Here is a 10,275-nt window from a genome sequence, read left to right as displayed (position 1 = left end):
GGCAGGCAAAGGCCGGCAACGATCTGTCGAGCCGGTTACGTGCTGCCGAGGCAAACGTCGTGCAGCTTCACGACGAGCATACAGATGTGCATGCCAGCCGGCTCGACGACGCTCGCGGACAGGTCCTCGGCATTGCACGAAACGCCTCGGATACGAGCGCTTCCTATGCTCAGCGCATCAAGGATGCCGTGGCCTCTGCAGGCGACAGCTTAGTAGAGACATCCCACGACCTACAAAACAGCACTAGCTCGACGGTGAACCGCGTTGCCGGCTGGATCCGCGGTAAGGGCCAGGGGGGTGGCCACACGGGATCGCCGATCGGCAATCCTGTCGTACTCGGCACGGCAGCAGCTTTGGTTGGGCTTGTCGCAGGCGTGCTGATCCCGGTCAGCGCCGAGGAGGAACGAGCGCTGGACAGCTTTGCCAGCACTCTGAAAGCTAAGGGACGCGACCTTGCCCAGGATGTCGTCAATCGCGGTGCGCAGGTGGCCGGAGATACGTTGGATGCCGTCAAAGATAGCGCCCAGACCCATGGCCTGACCGCCGACAAGCCGATCGGCGACCTCCTTGGCGAACTCAAAAGCGGCGAGCTTCTGAGCCACGCCAAGCAGGCTGCGCAAGAGGTGGCCGATACGAGCAAGGAAAGCGTGCAGTCGCAAATGTCTGGCGACGACAAGAGCCTGCGATAATCTTCTGCGGGATGCGGTCTTCAGAGCCGTATCCCGCTATGCGACCGCAGCCGCGCCTGATCATAGCGTCCGGCAAGCTTCCGGCATTTCTCTTTGCCCAGCCAAATAGGAGCACGAGATGCGCAGACGCGGAAACAAACCTGTCGGCATCGCCGCGAAGATCATTTTTCTGCTAATCGTGGTGATGGTAGGCGTGGTCATATGGTCAGGTGTCCGCGGCTTGCAAAAGGAGCCAAACGGCCCACCTCGCGGTAGCCAGTCCTTGCCCGCTCAAAGCAGCACAGGGGACCGTTCAATCGGTCACGCCAAAAGCACAGCCCATGCATTAACCGGACCCCGCTTGGTCAGACCGCCGGTTCAGGTCACAGCCATATCAATTTAGGCTTGTTCCAGTGGTACGGAAATGTGACCGACAGGCTGAGTGAAATTAATCAAATGCGGCGGTTTCCTTGAAAGCATACATAAGCTTAATATTGTGCATGGCACAAACCGCCTGTTCGGCCGGTCCCGATCAGCGCGAAATCAATGTCCACGCAAATGCGCTTAAAACTTGCAATGTGTACCTGAGTCCGCGATTTGACGGAAAATCTGTTGATATTCCTGAAAGTATTGCACGTTTTACTGTACGTGATAACACTGTGATTGTTCGATGGCCATTTCGCAGTGAACGTCAGATTAAGACGGGTAGCTGTACCACTAGCGCTGATGGGCATATCTTCATATCGGCAGAAGTTTTGCAAGATCCCGAATAGCAGGTTGAATATCCCCTTCCGGTACAGCCATTTATTACAAGCTATGTATCGCCGAGCGCGCGGTTGATCTGCTGTTCTTCCAAATCAAGTCCCTCGGCAAGCGCGCGGTGTACGTCGGCGTCAATCTGGTCGGCCTGTTTCATTAATATTGCGCAAGCTGCTTCGATTGCGACCAGCCGCAAACGCTGTTGGGCCACGAGCTGGTCGACTTTGGTTTTGACATCCTGCCCTCTATGCTCGCTCGCTCTGCGTAAGCGTGGTTTGAAGGTCGCCTTGTAGGCGGACCGTTCAACGGGTTGATGGCGGCTCTTTGAACGGGGCCGTAATGTCAGACGATACTATCGAACCAGCCGCGGATGTAGCGAGTAGTCATATAATCTCGTTTTGTGACCGAAGCGACGCTAGCCCGTATGCAAAACACGGCGCCTTACTGATCGGAATGGTCTCGCATACTTTACCGATATCGCTGAAGCCAGGACCTAGCTTTAGCAAAAGATTTCTGATCTAACTGTAAAAACATACATCGTTAACTATCGTACCGTATCAAGGACATTGGTCGATCGTGCACCTCGGACCCGAAAGGTTGCGGAAAATGCCTCATCCCACTAATGCAAGCGCCCCCGCCCTGAATAACGCCATGCGCCTGATGCTCGATGCGCTCATCCTGCTCGACAAAGCCGGCGCCAGCTTGGCAGCGTGCAAACTTCAACATGCGATTGATATCGTCCGGGGGACCCCACAGGATTTAGGCCAAGCTTGCCTGCCTTGTGCATGCTGAGTGACGGCTTCGTCGATCGCCGCCAACAGATCGTCGAAGTTCGAAGATTCGTCGGGTAGAAATGCTCTGGAGAGTGCTTCTCCCACCATGCGCAGGTGACGATGTGGCTCGGCGAGCTTGGGGGATCGATCGAAGTTAGCCTGAAAACCCTCTGAAGACCGATACATACAAGTCGACATGGTCGTAAGGCACCACATTCTCCGACACGAAATGACCGGGATACGGTCTTGTTTACCCCTTTGTGTCCATAACGGGCTTTAACGGTGGAAACCTGGCAGCGTTTAGAGGACCAAATGGCCCGAATAATTTATGTGGAAGATGATGAGCTGACAGGTGAGCTGGTAAAAGAGGTTCTAACTGAGGCGGGCCATCTTGTCGGCGTTATCCAGCATGGAACGCTCGCATGCAACACCATTGCCTTCAAACGGCCTGATCTGGTGATACTGGATCGCAGCCTGCCCGGGATGCAGGGTATGGAAATACTTACGCGATTGCGCCAGAACGCGGGGACATATCTGACGCCAATATTAATGCTGACGGGCAAACGCGATACCGCACTCATCGACGAAGCACTTGCGGCCGGTGCCGATGACTATCTCATGAAGCCCTTTCAGGCTGAAGATCTTGTGCAACGCGTGGCGGCTGCATTGATGAGCAAAAGTTTTGCTGCGCACAGAAAGATCCGTTGAGGCAGCTTCGCCCTGGTATATCTGATTCTATCGTTTGCCGGTAGGCTTCGGCAGCGTCGCCAATAGCTCATCAACCCTAAACGCTAGCTCGTCGGGATCGAAAGGCTTCTTCACATAGGCGTTGGCGCCTTCGAACATCGCAAGACCAACGTCTTGTTCACCGCGACGCGCGGTCAGCATCATAACTGGAAGATCGCAAAATACCGGGGAGTTGCGCAGCTCCCGCAACAGAACCAGGCCGGACATATCGGGCATATTACAGTCGAGGATCAACAGATCGGGGCGACGCGCCTTGATCACCCGGTATGCTTCGGCCGCGGATGTAACGTGCCCGGCACCGTGTCCGTTGGCGACAAGCGCATCGCGGGCGATCTCACCGACAATTTCATCGTCATCGACAATGATGATCCGTGCCATAGTCTACCTCGTTCTACCTTTGTCTATCCGTCGCACGGCCGGTTCTTGATCGCAAACGCGATCCTTACGCCGCGGCTTTCGATCGCAAGCTCTCGGCTGCTCTTAGAAAACCTGCCTGACGATCAGATTCTGGCCATGTAAGGACATGATCCTCCAGAAGGCTGGCTTCGTCACCCAACGCGGCTTGGTCGAACATACCGGCCGTTCCGGCTAGCTTGTGCAGCATCGTCGCTACCGCTGCCATATCGGTATTGCTGACGACACTTGCGCCAGCAAGAGCTTCGATCATAGCAAGCGTCGCGGCACAATGTGCCTGATATTTCGCCTGCGCCGATGCACTCGGTTTGAACCGGGTCTTCAGTGGTACTGGCGTCGAAATCACGGCTTCGGCAGCCTCCTCAACCTCGGCCGTACGCCCAGACCAGCGTACGACGGCTGCCAGCAGCGTTTCCATCGCAACGGGTTTTGCGACGTGATCGTCCATGCCAGCGTCCCGACACGTATCCAAATCGGCGGCAAAGGCGTTCGCTGTCAGCGCGACAATAGGGAGGCGAGCGTCGTTAGGGCTTTCCATAGCGCGGATTGCTTTTGTAGCGGTCAGTCCATCCATCACCGGCATTTGCATATCCATGAAGACGAGATTATACGGCCTGCCAGCGCCCTTGCTGTCTCGTACCGCATCGACCGCGGCCCTCCCATCGACTACAATCGTAACATCATGACCGCCACGAGCGAGCATCGCTCGAACGAGCAGCTGGTTCACTTCATGATCTTCCGCCAGCAAAATCCGAGCAGCGCGCCCTGCAAGCGCAACATTCGGTTGCGCCGCCTCGAGCGCCACCTGTTTAGGCGCAGTGGCCCGAGCGGGCAGCGATACCGTGACGGTCGTACCTCCGCCCGGTACACTCACAAGGGTGATGTCGCCACCCATCAGTTTGGCTAGACGATTACTGATCGCAAGCCCGAGGCCGGTGCCTCCGTAACGGCGGGTTATCGAATGGTCAGCCTGAACAAACTCTTCGAAGATCGATCCCTGCCGTTCCGGCGAAATACCAATGCCGGTGTCCGCAACCTTGATTAGCAGTCGGGGCGTAAGCATGCGATCGTCGATGGAGACCGTTACCGTCACGCCGCCTTGGTCGGTGAATTTGATTGCGTTGCCGAGCAGGTTCAAGACGATCTGACGGATGCGAAGCGCATCGCCCAGTATCATCTGCGGCACCTCGTCCTCAACGGCGATCGTTAAGGTCAGCTGTTTCTGTAGCGCGCTAAGCGTCAAAAGCTTGCCGCATGCCTTGATCGCGTGAGGTAGGTCAAACGCCTCGGTGACAACGTCCAGCTGGCCCGCCTCGATTTTGGATAGATCGAGAATATCGTTCAGCAGCTTCATCATGGCCCGACCGGACTCAGCAATCAGGCCCGCGTCTCGACGTTGTTCGTCGGTAAGCTTGCTGGTTAGCAGTAGTTCGGCAAAGCCAATAACGCCGTTCATCGGCGTCCGGATCTCGTGGCTCATATTAGCAAGGAAACCGGCCTTCGCAGCGGAGGCAGCCTCAGCTTCGGCGCGGGCGGTTTTGAGCTCCGCCTCGATGCCAACCTGCCCCGAAACGTCGCGCCAGACCGTAACAACCGAAGGCATGTCGCTCATCGTAGCAAGGCGCGAGCTCGCTTCGATCCAGACATAAGCGCCATCGGCTCGCGCCATCCGGAACCGTAGTGACGCGCCCGGCCCGATCGCGCCAGATCGAAGGTCTTTACGGTACTGGTCGATCAGCACTCGGTCGTCGAGATGCGTCAGATCGATAGGTCGGGTACCCACAATATCTTCCGGCGGTATGCCAAGGATGGTCGACGATGCCGGCGACATGAAGGAACATACTCCGTCAAAACCAATCAAAGCGATAATGTCGCTGGCTTGTTCGGTGATGAGCCTGAACCGGGTGGCGCTGTCTTCGAGGGCTGCGGCCAGGGCCTCGCGCTCGTCGAGCGCACCAGCAACCGGCAGCGCCATCAGAAAGGTTGCGGCCAGATAAAACTGGAAAAATTGCAGATGACCTACCTTCGTCAGGTGGGTCATCATGATTGGCCCGTGACCGGTCGCGGTCGCCAGCCCACCGATAAGGGCAACGCACAGAATGGATAATGCAGCGCCCGGCCGGCCTAGCTTGAACGTTGCCAAGAGGATCGGCAGGGCCGGTAGGAAAAGAAGCGGCAAGCGTTGCTGCCAGAAAACGATCACCGTGACCCCTACGACCGCTGCGAGCAGCATTCCACCGGTGCCATAGAGCTGGGTCACCATACGCTTGAACGACAGCTGGCTTTGCCGGCCAACAAATAGCAGGACCATCGGGCAAACGATCAACGTACCAAGACCGTGGCCGACAACCCAGTCGCCATAGGTTCCAAGCCAGGGGCGGTGGAAGGCGAACATTCCAGTCGTTGCAGCGATCAGGCCGCTAGCTAGAGGCGCTACGAAGCCTGCTATGAGACAAAAGATTGTAAGTGAGCGGACCGAGCCAACATAGTCGCACCCGTCCAGAAAACGGCGAAGAAGCGTTGCTGCGATCAAGGCTTCCAATATACTCGCCGACGCCAGGAAGGGCGCTGCCCATGGGACCGGGCAAAACAGGCAACTTGCTGCAAACGACGCCGGCGTGGCCCAGGCGAATACTGCCGGCCACCGCACGGTGGGACGTCGACACAAAAATACGAGTAAGGGAGCGTTAGCAACCCATAGGAGTGCCACCCCGCCATTGAAGCGGGTAAGCACGATCGCGGCCGATGCCAAAGCAAGATAGCCTAGTGCTAGACACAATTCGGATGCGTACAGTTTTTCGAATACCGACTTTGCCATTCGGCCTGGTACGAGCTAGGGGTTAACCGTTTGAGTACCACCACAACGCTGCCGATCTTTCCGTCGCCAACCGCCTCGACTTAGAGCCTAAATAAGGCCGTTGGCCACAACGAAAAGAAGATGATTGGCGTCTGATCTGCAAATCGCATGACCGGCATATGTCCGTCACCGTCAGATCGACAATCCCCGATTCTTGCCGTTCAGTATCTCGAGCCGCCCGGCAGGGACAAGAGTTTTGTTAACAATTTCAAACTAGTACGTCATGGATGATCGCTTCAGTCTTATCTGTGATCAAATGCATGCGAGACATGCACGATGTGCGGCTGATGGTCGTCGCGGGCCTCGTCTGCGCGGTTGGCATTTACGCCTCCTTCGCGATCGGAAATCACGCGGCTCGGGCCAATGGATCCGCGCGGTCCCGTTGGGGTGTCGTCAGCACCGTCGCCAGCGCCAGTACCGCGTGGGCTACTCACTTCATCGTCCTGCTCGCATTCAAACCAGGGATGCCTGCCGCGTTCGAACCGGTACTGACCGCCATATCACTGACGTGCGCCATCTTCGGGCTTGGCGCCGGCGTTCTGATCTCTATTCGGGTGCGTCAGCGATGGCAGCTCTTCGGAGCAGGATTGCTCGTCGGAGTTGGGGTAACAGGCCTCCACTATATAGGACAGGCAGCGTACCTCGTGCAGGGTACCGTCGTGTGGAACCTGACGCTCGTCCTACCATCCGTTATCGCCAGCCTGCCTCTTTCGGGGCTTGCGATGGTGGCGGTGGGAAGCCGGGATCGACGAATTCGTGCAACTGCCGCGCCGTTGCTATTCGTCTCCATAGCAGTGCTCCACTTCTGCGGCATGGCCGCGATGACGCTCCATTTCGATGCAGCGAAGCGCTTTCCCGACAACGCCGTATCTCCGCAGGCGATCACACCGGTTGTTGCCGGGGTGTCACTCGCCCTTATCGTACTCGCCATATTCGGCTGGAGGTTTGATCTCACGGCAAAGGCGAACTTGCGACACGACCGACGACGGCTTCGCGAGCTGGCTGACGTAGCACTCGAAGGGCTGCTGATCTGCCATAATGACATCGTCATAACGGCGAACAACAGCATTGAGCTTTTGTCCGGCCACGTGCCGGGAACCCTATCTGGTAGCTTTGTCAGTTCTCTGCTGCCCGGTCTTGATATCTCCAGCCTGCCGGAGCGCGAGGAGCGGGAAATGGACCTTATCGGTGCCGACGGACTGGAAGTTCCGGTCCGCGTTCTGCGGCGTGAGGTAGCCCTTGGCCACAAGATCCAGACTGTGATCGCAGTCAGGGATCAACGCGAACGGCTGAAGACGGAAGCTAAAATGCGGCTACTCGCGTTTACAGATCCCTTAACCGGCCTTGCCAACCGCACACGGTTTTTCGATCTTCTTGCCATCCACACAGCATCACGTCGCGATCGTGATAAGATTGGTGCGGTGCTGATGATCGATCTTGATCGCTTCAAGGAAGTTAATGATACGCTGGGCCACGCTGCGGGCGATATCGTGCTTCGGATGGTCGCTGATCGTTTGCAATCTACAATGCGTATGGACGATGCACTCGCTCGCTTGGGGGGCGACGAGTTTGCGGTTTTGCAGACAGCTGTCGAGGCGGCAGATGCCGCAACAGCGCTTGCGGCACGCATCGTCAAGATCATCGCCGCTAGCCCCTTCATGCTTGATGGCCAACCAATCCATCTTGGCGCCAGCATCGGTATCGCGATGGCGCCGGACGACGGCGACGACCCGGCAGAATTGATGCGAAATGTAGATCTCGCCCTTTATGCCGCCAAGGCAGATGGTAGAGGGCTTTACCGCCGCTACGATCCCTCGCTTGACGAGAAAACGCGCCAGCGTCGTGCTATTGAAGCGGGGTTGCGGCTCGCTCTTGCTGAAGGGCAGATGGAGCTACACTATCAACCGCTAGTAGATTCGAAGACCGGATGCATAACGTCGGCCGAGGCTCTCGTGCGTTGGAACCATCCGGTTCGCGGTTTGGTGCCACCGTTAGACTTCATCGGCATTGCCGAGGAGACAGGTCTCATCGTGCCGCTGGGCGAGTGGGTGCTGAACACGGCATGCGCAGAGGCGGCGACATGGCCAGGAGAAATGCGGGTAGCAGTCAACTTGTCACCTGCCCAGTTCCGCGAGCGGTCGCTTGTTCCTGTAATCGTGGCAGCTCTTAATTCTTCTGGGCTAGCACCTGGACGCCTTGAACTAGAGATTACCGAAGGTGTTTTACTGTCAGACGAAACTGGTACACTTGCAACGCTGAATGAGCTCAGATCACTAGGCGTTCACGTTTCCATGGACGACTTTGGAACCGGCTATTCGTCGCTCAGCTACTTGCGCAAATTCCCGTTCGACAAAATCAAGATAGACCAATCTTTCGTGCGGCAACTACCCCATGACGCAGAGAGCGCTGCGATCGTCCGGGCTATTATCACAATGGCTAAGTGCCTGGGCATGTCAACTACTGTCGAAGGCGTCGAAACGTCCGAACAGTTCGATTTTTCGGTCGCAGAGGGCTGCGACACGATCCAGGGGTACCTAATCAGCCGACCTCTTGACTGCGTTCATTTGGCGTCTTTCATTACAAAAACCTGCAAAGCCCCGCACACATCGGTGACAGCCTAAAGTGACAAATTTCCTAGCCGACTGTAGTTGCTGGGGTACGGCAAGCATGGCTTTGATCAACTCGATTAAACAGGAAAAACCTGACTTCGATAGGAACCACGCTTTCCAGTCGCAGTATCATGTTAAATTTGTATTTCTTGTTATTGTTCTTTATGCATACAAGTAGTTTCCACCAACACGTGCTTTCGCGTGTCCAGCAGCTGATCGCCGAGCACATCGACGCGACGATCGACACGGCCGCGCGCGAGGGTCAAAAGATTGCACCTGTCCGGATCGTCGTGGTCCTACTGGCAGGGCTTCTCCTAGCTGCCAACATCGACGAGCGATCGGCCGCCCTTTGGGTAATCTTTGGTCTATCTAGTGAGATCGCGTCTTATCGTGTTCGGGTGGCGCTCGGACATGATCCGGTCCATCCGGTGCGCACACGGCTCCTTTATCTCCTAACAGCAGCCTTGGTGTCGTTAGCCTGGAGTGGGATGCCGCTGCTATACTGGATAAATCATGTGCCCGGGTTCGAAGCTGTATCAGTCTTGATTCTCACGGCACAGCTGATCCACGCCCAGGCGTTCACCTATCGTTCGATCCCGTTGTTGCTTGTCGTCGGCGGCATTCCATCGACGATGTTGCTGGCATTACCTTGGCTTGGCGAGACGTTTGCCAGTGTCCATTTCTTCACGGTTGCCTTTGCTGTTCTGCTGGCGCTCGGATATGTGATCGCCAGTGTTCACGCCAATCGAAGGACGGCGCAAACGTTACGCGCGGCACAGGACGAACTTGAATACTTCGCTTTTTATGATGCACTCACTTCGCTTGCCAACCGGCGTATGTTTATTGAACATCTGCGTCGGCTAATCAGTCTGTCAGGCCAGTACGGCACGCGCTTCGCCCTGCTTCTGATCGATCTCGACCGCTTTAAGGAAATTAACGATACCCTTGGCCATGATGCTGGCGACGCGCTGCTAGTGGAAATCGGCGCGCGATTGCGTCGCGCGGTCCGTGCCAACGACCAAGTGGCAAGGCTAGGTGGCGACGAGTTTGCCATCATCCTCCAAGACGCTGACAACACCGACGAGATCAAGCGAATATGCAGACGAATTGCCGACAGCTTCACCGCGGAAATTCAATTTAACGGCAAGCGAATGACGGCGAGTACCAGCGTTGGAGTTGCTGTGTTTCCCGAAAACGGCGATCAAGAAGATAGTCTGTATAAATCGGCAGATGTCGCGCTGTACGAGGCCAAACGCGGCGGTCGCAACACATGGCGATACAGCGCTGCCAACTTAATCGGCTAATGATGTGAAGGGTGATAGCACTGTCCGGATTGAGAAAAAAGTGGACAGGCCGCTATGGACGTTGATGGCGTTGTCTTAGGTGTTTGATCCCACGGTTTGATGGTGCGATCCTTTCGTTGGAATGGAAGGAAGCCGTATGGGACA

The 10,275-nt window shown here is 56.4% G+C and carries 6 protein-coding genes; 4 read left to right on the top strand and 2 right to left on the bottom strand.

Going from position 1 to position 10,275, the window contains the following annotated elements; all coding sequences use genetic code 11:
• The coding region (locus sphst_RS13510) for a hypothetical protein (RefSeq protein WP_159043624.1) at positions 1-689 on the top strand (689 nt) is incomplete at its 5' end.
• A 1,793-nt stretch (positions 690-2,482) separates the two neighbouring features.
• Complete coding sequence (locus sphst_RS13500) at positions 2,483-2,908, top strand: response regulator (RefSeq protein ID WP_159043623.1); 426 nt, start codon at positions 2,483-2,485, stop codon at positions 2,906-2,908.
• A 27-nt stretch (positions 2,909-2,935) separates the two neighbouring features.
• Here the strand turns inward: sphst_RS13500 and sphst_RS13495 are convergent, their stop codons facing one another.
• On the bottom strand, positions 2,936-3,325 hold the full coding sequence (locus tag sphst_RS13495) for a response regulator (protein ID WP_031394253.1): 390 nt from the start codon (positions 3,323-3,325) through the stop codon (positions 2,936-2,938).
• A gap of 64 nt (positions 3,326-3,389) precedes the next feature.
• Entirely contained in the window at positions 3,390-6,179 is a 2,790-nt protein-coding gene (locus sphst_RS13490; protein ID WP_107045685.1) for an ATP-binding protein, read from the bottom strand.
• Positions 6,180-6,478: 299 nt separating this feature from the next.
• On the opposite strand from sphst_RS13490, the gene sphst_RS13485 reads away from it, so the two are divergent.
• Positions 6,479-8,839: a bifunctional diguanylate cyclase/phosphodiesterase gene (locus sphst_RS13485; RefSeq protein WP_234387648.1), complete on the top strand. Its 2,361-nt coding sequence runs from the start codon at positions 6,479-6,481 to the stop codon at positions 8,837-8,839.
• Between the two features lie 119 nt (positions 8,840-8,958).
• Positions 8,959-10,131, top strand: coding sequence for a GGDEF domain-containing protein (locus sphst_RS13480; RefSeq protein WP_051916466.1), 1,173 nt, complete (start codon positions 8,959-8,961; stop codon positions 10,129-10,131).
• The last annotated feature ends 144 nt before the right edge of the window (positions 10,132-10,275 follow it).

It is taken from the genome of Sphingomonas sp. STIS6.2 (genome assembly GCF_000732685.2).
In the GTDB taxonomy this organism is placed as follows: Bacteria; Pseudomonadota; Alphaproteobacteria; order Sphingomonadales; family Sphingomonadaceae; genus Sphingomonas; species Sphingomonas aerolata.
This window is presented reverse-complemented; position numbering and strand designations above follow the sequence as displayed.